13 protein-coding genes are annotated in these 19,119 nt (G+C 34.6%); 1 reads left to right on the top strand and 12 read right to left on the bottom strand.

Features of this window, described 5'->3' with window-relative positions; translation table 11 throughout:
- Window positions 1-56: 56 nt before the first annotated feature.
- The 11 genes from B5D12_RS02775 to smc form a co-directional block, all read right to left on the bottom strand.
- Window positions 57-1,364, bottom strand: a complete 1,308-nt coding sequence (locus B5D12_RS02775) for a nucleobase:cation symporter-2 family protein (protein WP_234982896.1) — start codon at window positions 1,362-1,364, stop codon at window positions 57-59.
- A 334-nt stretch (window positions 1,365-1,698) separates the two neighbouring features.
- The gene (locus tag B5D12_RS02770; protein WP_159443841.1) at window positions 1,699-2,160 is read right to left on the bottom strand and encodes a PTS sugar transporter subunit IIA; all 462 of its coding nucleotides are present in this window, start codon (window positions 2,158-2,160) and stop codon (window positions 1,699-1,701) included.
- The gene (gene pflA, locus B5D12_RS02765) at window positions 2,147-2,941 is read right to left on the bottom strand and encodes a pyruvate formate-lyase-activating protein (RefSeq protein WP_078755389.1); all 795 of its coding nucleotides are present in this window, start codon (window positions 2,939-2,941) and stop codon (window positions 2,147-2,149) included. Before pflA ends, B5D12_RS02770 begins: the two co-directional genes overlap by 14 nt.
- A 599-nt stretch (window positions 2,942-3,540) precedes the next feature.
- On the bottom strand, window positions 3,541-4,047 hold the full coding sequence (locus tag B5D12_RS02760) for a GNAT family N-acetyltransferase (protein WP_078755388.1): 507 nt from the start codon (window positions 4,045-4,047) through the stop codon (window positions 3,541-3,543).
- Window positions 4,040-5,788, bottom strand: coding sequence for a M3 family oligoendopeptidase (locus B5D12_RS02755; protein WP_078755387.1), 1,749 nt, complete (start codon window positions 5,786-5,788; stop codon window positions 4,040-4,042). The genes B5D12_RS02760 and B5D12_RS02755 overlap by 8 nt, the downstream gene beginning before the upstream one ends.
- A gap of 191 nt (window positions 5,789-5,979) precedes the next feature.
- Window positions 5,980-6,849: a ZinT/AdcA family metal-binding protein gene (locus B5D12_RS02750; protein ID WP_078755386.1), complete on the bottom strand. Its 870-nt coding sequence runs from the start codon at window positions 6,847-6,849 to the stop codon at window positions 5,980-5,982.
- Window positions 6,850-7,330: 481 nt separating this feature from the next.
- Entirely contained in the window at window positions 7,331-7,708 is a 378-nt protein-coding gene (locus tag B5D12_RS10605) for a pneumococcal-type histidine triad protein (protein WP_407645204.1), read from the bottom strand.
- Between the two features lie 65 nt (window positions 7,709-7,773).
- A complete protein-coding gene (locus tag B5D12_RS02740; protein WP_078755384.1) occupies window positions 7,774-8,697 on the bottom strand; it encodes a metal ABC transporter solute-binding protein, Zn/Mn family in 924 nt (307 codons plus the stop codon).
- A gap of 777 nt (window positions 8,698-9,474) precedes the next feature.
- Window positions 9,475-10,494: a signal recognition particle-docking protein FtsY gene (ftsY, locus tag B5D12_RS02735; protein WP_078755383.1), complete on the bottom strand. Its 1,020-nt coding sequence runs from the start codon at window positions 10,492-10,494 to the stop codon at window positions 9,475-9,477.
- Window positions 10,495-10,508: 14 nt separating this feature from the next.
- Window positions 10,509-11,318, bottom strand: coding sequence for a Cof-type HAD-IIB family hydrolase (locus B5D12_RS02730; protein ID WP_078755382.1), 810 nt, complete (start codon window positions 11,316-11,318; stop codon window positions 10,509-10,511).
- 24 nt (window positions 11,319-11,342) lie between these two features.
- Window positions 11,343-14,900, bottom strand: a complete 3,558-nt coding sequence (gene smc, locus B5D12_RS02725; protein ID WP_078755381.1) for a chromosome segregation protein SMC — start codon at window positions 14,898-14,900, stop codon at window positions 11,343-11,345.
- A gap of 315 nt (window positions 14,901-15,215) precedes the next feature.
- Here smc and B5D12_RS02720 point away from each other — a divergent pair, with 315 nt between their 5' ends.
- Window positions 15,216-16,151 (top strand): diacylglycerol/lipid kinase family protein, encoded by a 936-nt coding sequence (locus B5D12_RS02720; protein ID WP_078755380.1) that lies wholly within the window; start codon window positions 15,216-15,218, stop codon window positions 16,149-16,151.
- A gap of 94 nt (window positions 16,152-16,245) precedes the next feature.
- On the opposite strand, the gene recD2 is transcribed toward B5D12_RS02720, so the two are convergent.
- Complete coding sequence (gene recD2 / locus B5D12_RS02715) at window positions 16,246-18,846, bottom strand: SF1B family DNA helicase RecD2 (protein ID WP_159443840.1); 2,601 nt, start codon at window positions 18,844-18,846, stop codon at window positions 16,246-16,248.
- Window positions 18,847-19,119 lie beyond the last annotated feature (273 nt).

Here is a 19,119-nt window from a genome sequence, read left to right as displayed (position 1 = left end):
TGAAATAAGGAGTGGACAAGAAAAACTTGTCCACTCCCTATTTTTATATTATTAAATTACTTTTCTTTTAAAACAACATTTAAGATTAAGGCTGCTAACGTACCGGTAGAAATACCAGAAGATAATAACATTTGTAGTGCATTCGGTAAACCTTCTAATAATTCAGGACGAACCGTTACGCCAATCCCTAAGGCAAATGCAACGGAAATAATTAATAATTCTCGGTCGCCTAATTTAATTTGCGCTAAAGTTTTAATCCCTTGAGCAGCTACTAAACCGAACATAATGACCCCTACACCACCTAAAACTGGTTGAGGCATAACAGAGATTAATGCTGATAATTTAGGAAAAACACCTAAGATAGCTAAAATAATCCCGGCAACCACCATCACGTGACGACTTGCCACTTTAGTTAATGTAATTAAACCAACGTTTTGCGAGAAAGCGGTATTCGGTCCACCACCGAACAAGCCAGAAATCATTGAACCAACACCATCAGCTAATACACCACTAGCAGCACGTTCACTTGGTAATTTCTCACCTGATGCTTCCCCAATCGCCATCGTAATACCCACTGTACCAATTAAAGATACCACATAGGCAGGTACAAATGATAACGTTGAAGCTAAATCAAATTTAAAACCGTAACGTAATACATTTGGAAACGCAAACCAAGCAGCATCTTTTACGGAATCTAAATCAACCATTCCTAAAGGAATACAAACGATATAACCAAATACCATCCCAATAAAGACAGAAGCTGTACTCCACATCCCTTTACCATAATGATTTAAAAATAAAGTAAAGACCATAATCACAAAAGCAACCGCAATATTTTTTATTGAACCATAATCACCAGCGCCAACACCACCAGCAGCCCAATCCATACTAACAGGTAATAACGTAATCCCGATTAATGAAACAACTGTCCCAGTAATTAATGGTGGGAAAAATTTCATTAAGGGTTTAATAAAACGACTTAAAATAATTTCAACTAAAGAACCTGTAATGGTTGCTGCAACAATCCCGGCTATGCCGAATTTAGCTCCTACACTAATGGATGGATTCACGAAAGTAAAGTCCGTTCCCATCATGCCTGAAACTCTCGATCCAACTGGACCTACCCCTTTTGATTGGATAAATGTAGTAATTCCTGATGCAAAAATGGTAGCACTAACCATGATCGAAGTAGTTTGAACATCAAATCCTAATACACTACAGACAACTAAAGGAACAGCAATAATCCCGGCAAAGGCCGCTAAAATATGTTGTAACGCTAATAAAATAGTCACACCCATCGGTGGCACATCATTAATACCATATAATAGCTTATCTTCTGGGGATACGATTGTTTTCTCTTCCACACTTACACCTCATAAAAAATATTTGTTTAATCAACAAATAATAATATAACCATATTATTGAAGTTCTTCAATCAAATTATTAATAATAAACCTGTTTTCAATTAGAATGTTCGTGTTTTTTACGTAAATTCAAATGATTCAATATTAACAACTAAATGAGTATATGCTTAATCCAATCAATGACCAGAAACTACATTTTTCAAAATTGATTAATACTACGAGTAATCAAAAAACCACGAAGTGGATGCTTCGTGGTTTTCACTCTTTTGTCTTAAATTATACTTTTATATTAACAAGACTACCCCACATAATTATGATAATCTTTATATCTAAACTAAGCTTTGATGTCAACTTGACCGATAGATGAACCTGCTTCTACTGATTTTTCATCTTCAATAATCGTACGGTTCACCATATCTGGGGTATTGGTTAAGGCAACGATGACATCGGTTTGTTTGCCTTCATTTAAAATATAATCTAAATCCATTTGGGCAACAGCGTCACCAGCTTTTAATTGGTCGCCTTCTTGAACAAATAATTCAAATCCTCCCCCATTTAATTGAACGGTTTCAATACCCATGTGAATTAATAATTCTAAGCCATCAGCTGTTTTTAAACCAACCGCATGTTTTGAATCCATAATCATCACAACTTCTGCATCAACTGGAGATACGACATTGCCATTTGTTGGTTGAACGGCAAATCCTTCACCCATGATTTTTCCACCAAATACTGGATCGTTTACTTTCGCAATATCAATCCGATAACAAAGAGTTTTTATTTTAATAACCGGCAAATTCTTTAGGTTTATAATTTAAATATCCTTGGTAGCTTTCGGTATTTAAAATACGTTTAGCATTTTCAACACGATCAGCTGTAGGCGGTTCGATCCCTTCTAAACGATATTTAATACCTAAAGCTTTATATTTATATACCCCTAATTTGTGATAAGGCAATACTTCAAATTTTAACACATTATCTAAAGTTGCTACAAAAGCACCTAATCGCTCTAAATACTCATCATAGTCCGTTCTTTCTGGTACTAGAACATGACGAACCCAAACGGGTTGATTAATTTCACTTAAATAACGAGCTAAATCTAAAATATTGTCATTAGGATGTCCCGTTAATTTTCGGTGTCCTTCAGGATCGATATGTTTAATATCTAATAAAATTAAATCAGTATACTTCATTAATTCTTGGAAACGACTAAAGAATGGCTCTTTACGTGTAAAAGGAGCCCCACAAGAATCCAATGTTGTATTAACACCATTCGCTTTACATAGCTTGAAATATTCAATTAGAAAATCAATCTGTAGTAATGGTTCACCACCACTGACTGTCACGCCACCTTTTTCTCCCCAGAAAGCTTGGTATTGAATTGCTTCATCAAATAATTGTTGTGGAGTATACTCTTTCCCTCCTCGGGTATTCCAAGTATCTGGGTTATGGCAAAACTCACAACGCATCCGACATCCTTGCATAAAACTTATAAATCTAATTCCTGGACCGTCCACTGAACCAAAGCTTTCAGTAGAATGAACATGTCCAACGACAGGAGTTACTGTTTCTGTCATTATAAAATCCTCCTTGTCCTAAGCTGTTATTAATAAATGTAATAGTCTTCTATAATTAAATTATATCACATAACGAAATCGCTTCAAGCCTTTTCATTAATTATTTTTATTAAATTAGTACAGTTTAATAAGTCTGTTATATTCAAAAGCAGATTACTTGATACCACTACTTAAAGAAATAGTAAATCAAGGTTTTTTACAAATGATTAAGGATGACCGATAATTTAGTCAGAAATTTAAAAGAGTGACTTATCTAAAACTTCGCACTGACATTGGGGTGTGGCAAGCAGTAGAAAAATGATTGTTTTTGCTTCGTCTGCCCACCCCGTAACAGTTGAGTGTAGACATAAAGCAGAAAATTTACTTTGTCTTTATGTGCTTGTTCAATTGACTTTGCAAATCTCACAAACTTTATCCTCTCTACTATTAATCAAAAAGAGACCGAACAGAAACAATGAAACCTCCCCTATTCAGTAGTAACTAAAAAGTAATATTACTCTTAGGGACAGTTTAAAATATTTCTGCCCGATCTTATTTATCATTAAACAAGATATGATTTTCTTCTTTTTCACTATTTGTATTCTATAAAAACATCATCACTAAATGTGTTTGAGCATAATCCAATCAATATCAACTTGATTACCAGCCAAAAAGCGATGTTCCCCTACATGTTCAAAGCCATGGTTTTGATAAAAAACTTTAGCCGCTTCATTATGTTCCCAAACGCCCAACCAAATGCTCTTTTTACCTAAAGCACGGGCTCTGGTTTCAGCTAATTGCATTAATTGTTTACCGTAGCCATTGCGTTTATGTTCCTTTAAAACATAGATTCTTTGAACTTCTAACGTTTCTTCCCCCATCGGCTCCGTTTGAGCAGCTTCAATATTAAGTTTTAAATAAGCAACAATCTCACCATCTGATTCTAATAGATATACTTCTGATAAAGGATTTTCGATTTCTTGTTTTAAAGTGTCTAAATTATATGCTTCTTTAAAATAAAGTGCCAGATTTTCATCAGAAGTATTTTGATAAAAGGTATCCCTGTAGGTTTCTATCGCAATTTCTCTTAGATTGGGTAAGTCTTTAACTTCACATTTTCTAATCATTGATATCCCTTGTTAATTGAATAAACTCTTCAATCATGTTTTCATATTCTTTTAAAGCTGATGTCCAGAAATCTTTGGTTGTAACATCGATGCCCATTTTAGCTGCGGTCTCTTCAACAGTCCCAACGGTTGTAGCATAAAGCATCTCACGATACTTCTCAACAAATCCAGTTGGTTCATTTTGATATTGCACATAAAGACCTTTCGCAAATAATCCCCCGAAAGCATATGGGAAATTATAATAACTTAAACCGGTTGAATAATAATGTCCTTTACATAGCCACATAAATGGATGACGGAATTCAGAATCTAAACCTTCACCATAAGATTGGTCTTGAGCTTCCAACATAATCGCTTCTAAATCTTTTGAGAATAAAAATGAATCATGACGTTTTTCAAAAACAGTCGTCTCAAAGATATAACGTGATAAAATATCAACGACAATTTGGGCTACATCACTAATTAATGATTCCAACAAACCAATTTTTTCCTTATCATCAGCTTCAGCTATAACGGTGTTCATAATGATGTTTTCATTAAAAGTAGAAGCCGTTTCTGCTACTGGCATCGTATAAGAACGATTTAATGGTAAATGTTCCTGAATAATTGATCCATGATAAGCATGACCTAATTCATGGGCCATCGTGACCACATTACGTAAATTACCGTCAAAGTTCATTAAAATACGTGATTGTTTAATTGGCGTTAAATTTGAACAAAATGCGCCACCTACTTTTCCTTTGCGTGGGAATAAATCAACATATTCTTTATCAAAAACTTCAGTCGTCAATTCAGCCAAGTCAGGTGCAAATTTATTAAAATGCTCAACTAAATACTCTTTCATTTCATCAACCGTAAAATTCTTAGCCACTGATTCCCCAATCGGAGCAAATAGTTCATAAAATGGTAAACCATTTGAATAACCTAATAAACCGGCTTTATGTTTAAAATATTTTTGGAATGACGGTAAAGCATCTTTTATAGCTGCAATTAAAGCATCCAAGGTCGCTTTTGACATACGTGATTGTTCCAAGGTCACCTCTAATGCACTCTCATAACCTCTTAAACGAGAAATATCATTGACTTGGGACTTAATGTTATTGAGTGCAAAAGCAACGGGTTCTTTAATCGTTTCATACATCGCTAATTCCGCTTCATAAGCCGCTTTACGTGTCGCTGAATCTTCTGCATAAGCTAAATTACGAATATCACTCAAGGTCAAACTTTCACCATTAAATTCTGTTTCAACCGTTGAGGTTAAAAAGCTTTGTAATTGACTCCAAGACTGACCGGCACTCAAATTCATGGTCGCAATCACTTCTTCAACTTCATCTGATAATAAATGAGTAGCTTGTTGTTTTAGTTCTGCAAATAAAAATTGATACTGTGCCAATTTTTCGTCTTGAGTAATATCCGTTTTAATATTACCTAAAAACCTATCGATACGCGCATTGGTTTTGGCATGGTTTGAAAGTAATTTTCTTAACTTTGCGATAGCTGTTAAACTTGGTTCATGGGTCGTATTAGTTGATAATTGTAAACTTGAAAAGGCATAAAGTTTACGTGTTAAATCAGATTGAATCTCTAATAAATCAATGACCTTTTTAATTGTCGCTAAATTATCTGTTAATTCCATATTAGACAATTGGTTGAGTGTTTCCTCAAGTTTTGTATAATCTGATTGGTAATCAGGTGTATCATAGCCTAAATATAATTCTTTTAATGACCATTGGCCGTTCATACGATCACTCCTTCAAAAAAGTTTAGTTCTATTATACATTTTTTTGAAAGAAAAAACATTTTTTAGAATTAATTTTCTTAGTTAACGATTAAAAACGGGAGTTGGCCAGAATTAGAAAATCAATTGATTTTCGTTTCGTCTGCCTACCCCCATTTATTTAATACGACGTAATCATCAACGGTGATATCATCTTAATGATTCAATTGATCAGCTAAAATTTGTCCGGCATTCCAACCTGCAGGATAAAATGTTGACCAATTATCCATCTCTTCTAGCAATTCTTCATGACTCATATCAGCCATATAAATATGGTAATGAGTTAAGTCTGGCGTTGGACTAATATTATGGTCAGAAAATTGGATGGATTGTGGTGCTGATTCGTCACCAGATTCTTTGGTAAAAAAATAACGAATGCCACGATTCCCTTTTTCATAAGTAAGTATTTGATACCCATCATATTTATAAGTTCCTGTTACGGTTGTATTTCCAGAAGTAAAACTCATTTGATTATCTTTGATAACAATTTCATCGACGTCCGTTACATACCCTTTTTGGTAATACTCTGTATACTCTTCAGCCGACATAGTTGCGCCTTCTTTACGAGCTTTCATCTCCATTACTGGTTTTAAAGTACCATCTTCTAAATACGGTAATACAGACTGCCATTCACCTGTCCAATCTTCTAAAGTACGATCTTCTACTTGATCATCTTCAAAATATCCGTTATAAATATTTTGCTTTTGCTCATATTCTTCTGCTAATTCAGGATGATCTGCTAAATGTTCATCAGCGGCTTTAATTTGTGTTTCGCTTAATTCACTCGCATTTATTTTATGATAGTGATCGCTATGAATTAAAATATAAGCGTCACCTTCCTTCGCTACAACAGCTGAAGCATCAAATTCGAATTCATAGTCGTGGTCATGGTCGTGATGTTCTTCTTCCTCGGACATTTGTGAACTACTTTCTTCTGCCATAATCGTCAATGCTGGATAATGCATTAACTCAACACCTGCTAACAATGATAAGATTAACATGCTACTCATTAACTTTTTCTTCAAAATAAATCCTCCTCTAATAATGTAATTATTACTTTTTAGATTTTATGAAAATAAAAACGGTTTGTCAAGACAAATCGTAATTATTTCTTTTAACTGATATTTATTTAATATTATTAGATTACTTCGCTCGTGCCAATAAATCATCAACTGACCATTATTATCAACGATTTTACCCTCTTCAATTTCCTTAATAATATTGTCTTTATCCAATTGATAGTCCTTTTCAACTAATAACTTATTTGAAAAGATGGCTGAAGAAACAACAGATTGATTAAAAACATAAAATGTCTGATTAATTAAAATAACATACCCTTGATTAAAATAAATAAACGACCAGACCCTCTTTAGTTGATTCTTCTTTTAATACATCCGTTTCACTTTTTCAGTTGAGTAAACTATTTTCGATACAGGTAATTGATATAATTCTTTTAACAGTTGAATATTTTTGCATCGATTAGTTTGATCCCTTTAGCTTGTAACATCACTTCATCATCTGAACGAATCGACGTGACGGTTTCGATATTTTAAAATAAAGTTTAAATTTATCATCAACTTTGACAACAAATCCATGCTCTATTTCATACACGATATCAGCGTCATTCAATTGATATTCCGCCGGTACTAATGTTTTTTCGCCAAAGACAGCATCATAAGGAACCGCTACATTATAATAGTGATAATGATTACCATGTGAGGAAACAAATCCTTCTTCACTTATTTGAATAATTATTTGTTCTGAAGCAATCCCTTCTACTTGATTAATGGAAGCTACTTCATCAATGTCACTATTTTCTTGCAGCTGTTTGACAGTGGTCTCATTGTCATTCGATTCAATATAATTAATCTTAGCATGGAACAGTTGCGAACCAATCGATAATAAGAAAAATGCAAGTAAAGTGATATAATACTTTTTTATACTGATTCCTATTGTAAGTTTTCCACTAAAGTTTTTAATTGCTGCTCATAATTTTCCAAGAAGGACAAATCATTTTTGGGATCACTTTCTAATGGATTTAATACCGCGATTGCTACCCCGGTATTAGTAGAGATGATTTGAGCTATTTTATCGCTCACATTAGGTTCAACAAAAATTATCTTAATATTATAATCTTTAACAAACGTCATCACTTCATTTAATTGCTTGGCGCTTGGTTCTTTTTCTGCCGAAATACCAGTTACCCCAAGTTGTTTTAATCCAAAGCGTTCAGCTAAATAATAAAAAGCTGTATGTTGGGTTAAAAAGGTTTTATTATCAAGCTCATTAAACTTTGCTTGATATTGTTCAACTAATGCCTCACCGTCTTTGGCGATTTTTTCTGCATTTTGCGTATAAATGTCAGCATTTTCAGGATCAATTTTGGCTAATGATTGGGCGATTAATTTGGCTTCATTTCCCACTTCAATTGGATCGAGCCAGGAATGTAAATCATAAGTATTGCCGTGTAAATCGGATTCTTCGCCATGATCATGACCGTCATCGATTAAACCTTCTACTGTCTTAAAATCTAAGCCTTCTGATGCTTGTATCATTTGCACAGGGTGATTGCCTTTATTTACTTCTAAATTTTTGGTCCAAGATTCCAGTGATTTAGAATGGTAAATAAAAATATCCGCATCATATATTGCCGCCACATCAGATGCGGATGGTTCAAACCCATGAATGCCTGTCCCTGAATTAATCATACGTACTTCATGCAAATCACCAACTACCTCAGATGTAATGGCGTAAATAGGATAAAAACTGGTGACAATATTTAATTTATTTTCTGTTGCTTGAACCATTGTTGTTGGTAGCATTGTACTTAATAACAATAAAATGCTGCCTAAAAATACGTTCATTCTTTTCATGTAAATCCTCCTTGTACTATATAGTTAAAGATTTTTACTAACGTGAAAATCATTAAAAACCGGCTATTAATCTTATTGCTTGTTTATGGTGTTACATTACTGAATAATCGGTCTTAAAAAGAATGACCGGATAACACGATAGCTCCTAGTTTAACGAATAGAATCGTAACAAATACTCTTTTAACTGTCAATCCTATTCTATAATAAATGATTAAACTTTTAAAATAAATGAGGTTGAGCAGTACTATTTCCCTACTCAACCTCATTGGTATTATTATTACTCATCTAATTTTATGCTTGTGATGTACATTTAAAATAATTAAGAAGCTGGGCAAAAACTTTTTAAATTCTGCTCAGCCATATCTATTTAATTCAAAGCGCAGTGGTTGAGTGGTCTCAAATGGCGTCTAAACGACTTGTTTGAGACCTACTCAACTGTGCGGGGGTGGGCAGACGAAGCGAAAATTATTTAATTTTCTACTTCTTGCCCACTCCCTGTCGTTATTTGTAAATGACAGGACAAACACTTCGAAAATATCACTTTAATCCATCTGATTAATTTATAACGCAGCAATTAAATGGTTTTAAACAGTGTCTTTAAACTAGTTTTTAATCATTCAACGGTGTCAGGGTAAGCAAACAAAGTGAGCGCGATTGATTAGCTAGTTCTTGTCTACTCTTCTATTATTCCCCAGGATTTATTTAACATTATCCATAGAAACGCTTCATATCAGTAATTGATTTTGACACAGCATAAATAAAATTTAACCTCACTTATTACTGTTGTTCTAAAACATCTTTAATTAATGAGTACATATATTGTTCCGCATCAAATTTTTGTAAATCCGTTGCTTTTTCACCTAAACCGATGTATTTAACCGGTATATCTAATTCATAACGAATTGAAAGGACCACGCCACCTTTAGCGGTACCGTCTAATTTGGTTAATACTAATCCTGTAATTTCAGTCGTTTCATTAAATTGTTTTGCTTGAATTAACGCATTTTGACCAGTCGTTGCATCTAGAGCCAGTAAAACTTCCTGAACACCATTAGGGTTTTCGCGTTCAATGATGCGTTTAATTTTGGCTAATTCTTGCATCAAATTCGCTTTAGTCTGTAAACGTCCAGCAGTATCCACTAATAAATAATCATAATGTTCTTCATTAGCTTTTTTCACCGCATCAAAAACTACTGAAGCTGGATCACTTTGAGCTTTTCCTGTAACAACAGGAATTCCTAAACGCTCGCCCCAGACATTCAATTGTTCAATCGCACCCGCACGGAAAGTATCAGCGGCAGCTAACAGTACTTTATGCCCTTCTTGTTTTAACTGATAACCAATTTTTCCGACAGAAGTCGTTTTACCCACACCATTGACACCAACGAATAAAATAACCGTTGGCCCATCTGGATTAAGACGAATATCATTACGCTCTTGGTCATCTTTTTCATAGATTTGCACCATTTTCTCTAACATGACTTGTTTAACATCATTGGCCTTATAGACATTACGGGCCTCTAATTCGTCACGAATTGCGTCCGTTAACGCCATGGTCATTTGAAAACCAACATCCGCACTGATAAAAGCCTCTTCAAGGTCTTCATAAAATTCTTCATCAATTTCTCTAAAGCTACTAAATAAATCATTGATACGATCTGAGAAGTTTTTGCGTGTTTTCTCCATCCCCTTGTCATACGTATCAAAAACGATTTGATCTTCAACGGGTTGTTCTATTTCTTTTATAACGGTATCTTCACCGGTAAAGGCACGACGAATACGGTCAAATAATCCCATTAGAATTCCTCCTTTTATTTGATGAATTGATAGATTGCTTCCGCGACACCATCATGATTATTGTCTGCGGTAATATGATCAGCTTTAGCTGTCACTTGGGGTACAGCATTGCCCATCGCCACCCCAACTCCAGCAAATTCAATCATCGATAAATCATTTTCTTGGTCACCGATTGCCATCACTTCACTTGGTTCAATCTTTAAGTAGTCGGCTAATTCTTTTAACGTATTTCCTTTAGTTACACCAGGGGCTACAATTTCAAGTAAATTAGTTTGTGACTTAAAAACAGAATATTGACTGACTAACTCTGAAGGTAGTTTTAAAATTTGCTCATCTAAATACTTAGGTTCACAACATACTACAAACTTATTAAATTGATGATCTTTTGAAAAAGTTGCGAAGTCCTGAGTCTTTGCAATGGTCTTTTTACGATTATTAAAATAAATCGACGGATGGTTTTCTGGATAAAACGGTGGCTCATAGACATGTTCAGCATCAATAATATTAAATGGTAATGCCAAATCTTTAGTTACATTATACCATTTTTGCATATCGGTTTGCGACAAAGTGTGCTGTTTAATCACTTCGCCATTAGCCGCTTTTTGAACGAGACCACCATTAAAGGTAATAATAAAATCTTCCGTTGAATTTAAACCAATTTCCTCAACAAAATCTTTCATCAATAAATAAGGACGTCCAGTACATAAAACAATTTTTACACCTTGTTGATGCGCATCATGCAACGCTTGGATATTTCTTTTTGAAATATTGCCGTCACTATTTAATAATGTTCCATCTAAGTCAATGGCGATTAATTTCATCATCTTGTTAAGCACTCCTTTTCGTTATTATTCCTCAATATTGGATTCACTCAAACGTACAGAAGCCAATTTCGATACACCTGAACGTTCCATGGTAACACCATATAGTACATCCGCATGTTCCATCGTACCTTTACGGTGCGTAATCACAATAAACTGTGTATTTTCAGTAAATTGTTGTAAATATTCTCCGTATCGATACACATTCGCATCATCCAAGGCCGCTTCTACCTCATCCAATACACAAAACGGTACGGGTTTGGTCTCTAAAATTGCAAATAACAAAGCAATGGCTGTAAAAGCGCGCTCTCCCCCCGATAATAAAGCAAGATTTTGTTTACGTTTACCAGGTGGTTGTGCAATAATATCAACCCCAGTGGTTAATAAATTGTCAGGATCCGTCAATTCTAATGATGCTTCCCCTCCACCAAATAACGATTTAAAGGTACGCTTAAATTGGTGATTAATTTGATGGAAGGATTCACTAAATCGTTTAATAACTTCTGCATCCATCGCATCCATCGTATCTTGTAATTGTCCCATCGCTGTTAATAAATCCTCTTGTTGTTCTAATAAATAAGTGTAACGCTCATTTAAATTTTCAAAATCTTCAATGGCTGCTAAGTTTATCGGTCCTAAATTATCGATTGCTTTTCTTAATTCTTTAACGCGACTGGACACTTCTGAAATAGCTAAATCTGTTTGGGCTTGTTGACTAGCCGCTTCATAACTTAATTGATAATTTTCATTTAAATAATTTAGATGGTTATCAATCAATTCTTTAAATTTCTCAATTTGAGCTTGTAATTTTGCTTGTAATTTAAATTGCGCTTGTTGTTGTTGTTGAATTTTTACCTTCTTATTTTCTAAATCGCGTAAATTTTGGTTCCATTCACTACGATTTTGTTTGCTTTGATCAAGCTTCGTCGTATGTTCAACCAACTCATTATTTAAAGTTTCGATTTGCGATTCTACTTCCATAATGGTTTCTTTCAATTGATTTAAATCTTGCTCACTACTTAATTGATTATTTTGATAATTTTCAATAAATTCGTTTAACTGAACGAGTTGTGCAGTAAGTTGCTCTACTTGAGTTTTAATTTGTCTTAACTCAGATTGTTTAACTGCTTTTTCGGTATTGAGTTGTGACAATTCATGATTTAATTGTTCAATTTTCTTTTGACGGTCTGCTTGCGATACATTCATTTGTTCCAATTGCTGAGTACCTTCCGCAATCTTTTGCGTCATTAACCGAATGGTTTCTTGCGCTTCGGTTAATTTAGCTTGTGATTGATTGATAAACTGCTCCGCTTCATCAATATCCATTTGTGCTACTTTCAGTTCATTTTGATTAATTTTTACTTGTTGAACAAATTGTTGTAAAGCTTGTTTTTGTTGGTTTACTTCATGGTTAATTTGATTGACTTGATTAAGACTCGCCTCACCATTTTCACGCACGCTTTGTTCCAATTCTTCTATTTGATCAATTTTCGTAATCATTGACTTTTGACTGTTAGTAGCAGCCTCTAATTCTATTAGCGCCTTTTCTAAATCAGTTTGGCGACTTAGCATCGAAGTTTGTTGGTTTCGTTGACGACCACCGGTTATGGAGCCACCTGGCATTAAAATATCGCCTTCTAGGGTAACGATTTTTACTTGATGTCTTAATTGTTTAGATAAACTTTGAGCATTGACAATTGTATCCATCACAATAGTATTGCCCAATAAATTTTCAATGATGGCTTGATTAATCTCATCAAATGCTACCAATTGATGACCAATCCCAATATAGCCCGCATGTTTTTGTGCTGTTTGCAAATGATAATCTTGAACTGAACGGCCTTTAATATTCGGTCTTGGTAAGAAGGTTGCTCGCCCAGCACGATGCTCTTTCAAATAAGCAATTGCCTTACGTGCAGATTGATCATCTTCAACTACAATGTGTTGTAATGAACCGCCTAAGGCTGTATCAATCGCTAATTGAAATTCAGGCTTAACATGGATCAACTCGGCCACCGTACCATTGATACCACCAATATCTTTAGCATGTTGCATGATGAATTTTACCCCACCATAATAGCCATCATACTGCTCTTGCATTTGTTTTAGTGAGTTAACACGTACATTCAACGTATTGACTTGACGTTCAATCGCAAATAATTCCTTTTGAATTTGATTACGCTTTTGTTGAAGGGTTTGCCATTCTTGTTGCAGTGATTGATGATGTTCATTTTGCATTTTTTGGGTCGCCTCTTTTAATTCGAGTGACGTTTCTAATTCTTTTAATTCAGTTTCACTAGAGGCTAATGTTTCTTTTAACATTTGGTGTTTATTTTTAGCACGTTTCAAACGCATTGTTTGTTGTTCAATTTGTTGTTCTAATTGGTTTACTTCATTTTTTGCACTTGCTTCAGATTGATAAAATTGAATCATTTCACTTCTTAGTGTTTCAACTTGATCATCCGATAAACCAGCTGCCAGTTTACGTTCTGTTTCAAGCTGACTAATTTTATCTGTTAATTGTACAATTTCGGTTTCAAGCGTCACTTTAGACGTATTTTGTTTTGCTAAGTCCTCTTGAATACGTTCTTTTTGAACCAATTGATTTTCAAATTGTAAAGTTTTTTCATCCGTATTGGCCTGATTGAATTGCAGTTCCTGTTGGAGCATCTGATATTTTGCTTTGGCTTGTTCAACTTTTCGAACGAGTTCTTGATGAGTTTCATTTTCACGGTCAATTGAGATTAATAAATCGTCCAACATTTGTTGTTGTTCATTAATTGTTTCAGATAAACGGGTTAATTCTTCCTCATCCAATTGAATGGCTTGGTCGACATTGGATAGTTTCTCTTGAGCTTCATCCCATTTTAGACGATTTTGTTCAATTTGATGAGTATATAGTGAAATTTCTAAACTAGATAGTTCCTCTTGATACGTTTGATATTTCAAAGCTGTTTCACGTTGTTTTTTAAGCGGCTTAATTTGACCTTCTAATTCATGAATAATGTCTTTAACACGACTTAAATGGTCCTCAGATTTAATCAATTTACGTTCTGCTTCAGCTTTACGAAACTGATATTTTTGCACCCCGGCGGCCTCCTCAAAAATAGACCGTCGCTCTTCTGGCTTATTGAGAAAAATACTTTCGACTTTCCCTTGAGAAATCATCGCAAAACTATTTTTTCCTAATCCAGAGTCTAATAGTAAGTCGACAATATCTTTTAGTCGTACTGACTCATTGTTAATATAATAATTACTTTCACCATTACGATTATAACTTCTAGTAATACTAATCTCACTAAAATCATAATCTAGATAGCGATCCTCATTATTCAGCACTAAGGTAACTTTAGCTAGGTTAACAGCCTTACGGTCTTGGGTCCCGTTAAAAATAACGTCTTCCATTTTAGAACCACGCAAACTCTTAGCAGATTGCTCTCCTAAAACCCAACGAATGGCTTCTGAAAGATTACTTTTGCCACTCCCGTTAGGCCCCACAACAGCAGTTAATCCTTTGTCAAATTCAATGACCGTTTTATCAGCAAATGATTTAAACCCAGTCATCTCAACACGTGCTAAATACATGATATCACCTCCAATTTTTTCAAATTTCAATCTAGGTTATTATAACATAAACGCTAGGACTTCACACTATTAGAGACAGGAGAAAAGTTGAGATAAACCTTTAACCACTATCCCTTCTCGCCTCCCCCTCACTGGCTGCCACTAATAAATCTCGAATACTCTTTAAAAATTTCTACTGATAAAATTTTCGCGGCTTTAAAAAAGATGGTTTAAGTTCTTTAGTTCATCGCTGGATTTATGTTGGTTTTCTTGCATATTAACCATAATCTTGTATACTTTAAATTAGGAAACTGAAGAAAGTTGAGAGGGAATCAGATGAATCATCTATATATTATCGCCAATATTCAAGCTGGATCCGGCAATGGTGCCGACGTATTAAATCAAGCTCAAGACTACTTAAGAAAATTTCGTGCTCCTTTCATTACACTAACGACAGAATATAAAGGACATTCAATTGAATTAACCCAACAAATTTTAGCTAAAGCTGAACAACGAACACTTGATACGATTATAGTGGTAGGTGGCGATGGGACCCTACATGAAGTTGTAGCAACTTTAAAAAAAGCCAAGCAAACCATCCCTATCATCTATTTAGCCGCCGGTACTGGCAATGATTTTAAACGGACGTGGTCGCCAAATGCTTCGGTAGAATCAACATTACAACAATACTTGATACATAAAAATATAACGACAGTACCCATCTTTGAATCGTATAATCATCTTACAAAAAATACTGATGTTGTCTTAAATAGTTTAGGTTTTGGTTTTGATGGTAAAGTTATTTACGAAGTCAATACAATGCCTCAAGATGCTTTTTTCCGTCAATTTCTTAATGGAAAGTTTGCCTATTTGGTTAATGTCTTTAAAGCTGTTAGTAAATTAGACCATTTTGATGTGCAATTAACAGTTGATAATCAAACAATTCAGCTTGAGGACTGTCAGTTAATTTCGTTAATGAATTCACCCTATTTAGGTGGAGGTATTCAGCTATCCAATGATATCAAAGCCGATGAAAAGATTATCAATGTGGTTGCTATTAAAAACGTTAAGCCAATTAACTTACTCAAATTAATGTGGCAAATATTAGTCAGCAAAACCACACCGACTGCTGAACACTATTTTTACACAAAAGGTGAAAAAGTAACGATTCAAATTGAAGAACCGATTCTTAGTCAAGTCGATGGTGAACTGCTTAATAAAGATCAAGCACATTTGACCTTGACTTTAACTGAATATCCATTTTACCTTTAATAGAAAAATGAAACTTGCTTCTCCTAGCTTTATGACCTTTTTAGCACCTTCTGTTGCTAATTGAGTCATGCTAGTATGAAACAAGTTTCTTTTTTTATTTTGTTTTCATAAAATCATAAGGCGATAGGTTTTCCATACCAATCATCGGGTCAATTAACCAAATTGTTTCTTCCGATAATTCATTTAAATTAAGCCTTGGCTCTACATCAGAAACTAGCGCTTTTTTTGAATTGTCCTCATCAGTTGTTAAACCTTGATGATGTTTGGCCTCGAGTGAATCTGATTTCGCATGCTCTTCTGATTTAAGCTTTGTATCATCAATTGTTGTAGGTGTTAAAGTTAATTGTTCAAGCGTTTCTACTGTATTTTCATTATGTTGACCATTAGGTGTAGCTGTTTCAGATGGAATGGTTAATAAATTCCCTTCTTCATCTTCGTACGCTACCGTTTCATTGGCAAATTTTATTTTTAATAAGTCCTTTAAAAATGTTTGTCTAGGAATGATATTAGCAGTAGTCGCTTTATAAAAACTATTAGGATTGCCGACCATTACTAAACTGGTCTTTGCCCGCGTGATAGCTGTATAAAGCAGGTCTCTTCTCAACATCCGTGAATACATATCAACCAATGGGAGAATAACTAAGGGATATTCACTCCCTTGTGATTTGTGAATTGAACAACAGTAAGCTAAAGTTAATTGATCTAAATCACTACGCTTATAAGTTAATTCACGTTCATCAAAGGAAACAATGATCTCTTCTACATTTGAATCTGTTTCTGCCCCCGTCATGATGGCTGTTATTTTACCAATATCACCATTATACACATCGGCTTCAGCATTATTAACTAATTGTAAGACTTTATCGCCTACTCTAAACACCGTATCGAAATATTGAATTTCTCTTTTACCTTTCTTAGCTGGATTCATAATGGCTTGTAATTGAGTGTTTAATTCATTAATACCGGCTGCCCCTTTATACATCGGGGCTAGCACTTGCATATTATTGCCATCAAAATGTTTATTTTGGGCTTTCGCAACAATCGTTTGCACGACATGTGCTACTTGATCGGTTTGACAACGAATAAAAGAACGATCATTTTGCTTTTCTAGAAAGTTATCCGGTAAAGCTCCATTCTTAATGCTATGAGCTAATTCAACAATTGTACTGCCTTCGTTTTGCCGATAAATGGTGTTGAGTTGGATTGTAGGTAAACATTTAGAGGCTATTAAGTCATTAAAAACTTTCCCTGGACCTACTGATGGCAGTTGGTCTTTATCTCCTACGAAGACTACTTGCATATTATATGGTACTGCTTGTAGTAACCAATTCATTAACCAAGTATCGACCATCGACATCTCGTCTACTATCAAAAGATTGCCTTCTAACTCTTCTTGAGCTGAAAAGTCTTCATAGTCAGAATCGCGATTGAATCCCAACATACGATGAATGGTCATAGCAGGTAAATCTGTCATCTCATTCATTCTTTTTGAAGCTCTTCCCGTAGGTGCCGCTAATAATATCGGGGCAAAATCTGGTTTATGTTTCAAATCTTCTAATGAATACTCATGTAAGGTAGCATGAAGATGAATCAGTCCTTTTACAAGAGTTGTTTTTCCCGTTCCAGGACCACCGGTAATAATAGACATTGGTGAATTAATCGCCAATTTTAACGCCGCTTGTTGTTGTTCATCGTATTGAATAGCATTTAATTCCATCACTTCTGCTAATGCTGAATCAATATCCGCTTCATCAAAATAATCAGTTGTTGCATATTGTAAATGATTGGATAATTTCGATACAATGCCAACCTCAGCGTAATATAAACTCGGTATCATAATGCCTTCAGCTAAATTCATCAAGCGTTCTTCTAAAATCGCTTTATCTAAGGCTAAATTCATTAAACTGTCATCTAATAAAAAAGGACGAGCATTTTCTAACATTTCACGACTCTTTATTAAACAAGCCTCGCGCTCAATATAGGTATCGCCATTATTATTACAGTGTTCATTAACGACCGTATAAATGCCCGCGATGATGCGATCAACCGAATCCGCTGCAAATCCTAATTTTTCAGCCAAATTATCGGCTTTGTTAAAGCCAATCCCCTCGATGGATTCAACCAGTTCATAGGGATTTTCCTTAATCTTTTCAATCGCTGAACTTTTATATTTTTGATAAATCTTATCTGCTAATTTAGGACTAAAACCCCATTCAAATAATTGCATAAACACGCGCTCCGTGCCTTGGTGTTTAAGTAAGTTTTCTCTTAAAGATACTTGAACTTTTTGGTTTAAACCTTTAACCTTTTTCAAAGCATTAGGATCCGCAACAATAATATCAATCGCATCCATACCTAATGCATCAACGATATTTTTAGCAAGCTTAATCCCAATTCCGGGGAACCGTTCACTAGATAAATAATCAATTAAACCTTGCTCTGAGGTAGGGGCTAGTTGTTGATAACGCGTCACAGCGAATTGTTCACCGTATTTTGGATGGTTAGTAAAATGACCATAGAACTCATAATTAGTATCATAATGTAGCGTCGCAAATTGACCGGTAATAACTAATTCTTCTGCTGTCAAAGCATTTGACAATTCATCGTCTACGTTAATACGAACCACTTTATATAAATTACTTGGGTTTTCAAAATAAATAGCGTCAATTGTCCCCACAATTAATACTTCGTCCATCATGCACCTCCTCATATAAGCAATATTATAACATATCTAATAGTAAAATTAAGAAAGAAATATTTATGGAGTGCCCAAGAAGTCAAAATTCGATTAAATTTTAATTCATCTACCCGTCCTCGCTGCATTAAATAAGACTCAACTTAGATATTAGGACACAGATTGAGACTATTCATCACTGAGCTATAAAATAAAGCGTTTGAACTTTGACTTTCTTACTCCACTAAATATTTTTGGATACCACAATCAATAGCCTATTTCTTGTGGGTCCAC

Origin of the sequence: Globicatella sulfidifaciens DSM 15739, from assembly GCF_900167405.1 — a bacterium.
Taxonomy (GTDB): Bacteria; Bacillota; Bacilli; order Lactobacillales; family Aerococcaceae; genus Globicatella; species Globicatella sulfidifaciens.
This window is presented reverse-complemented; position numbering and strand designations above follow the sequence as displayed.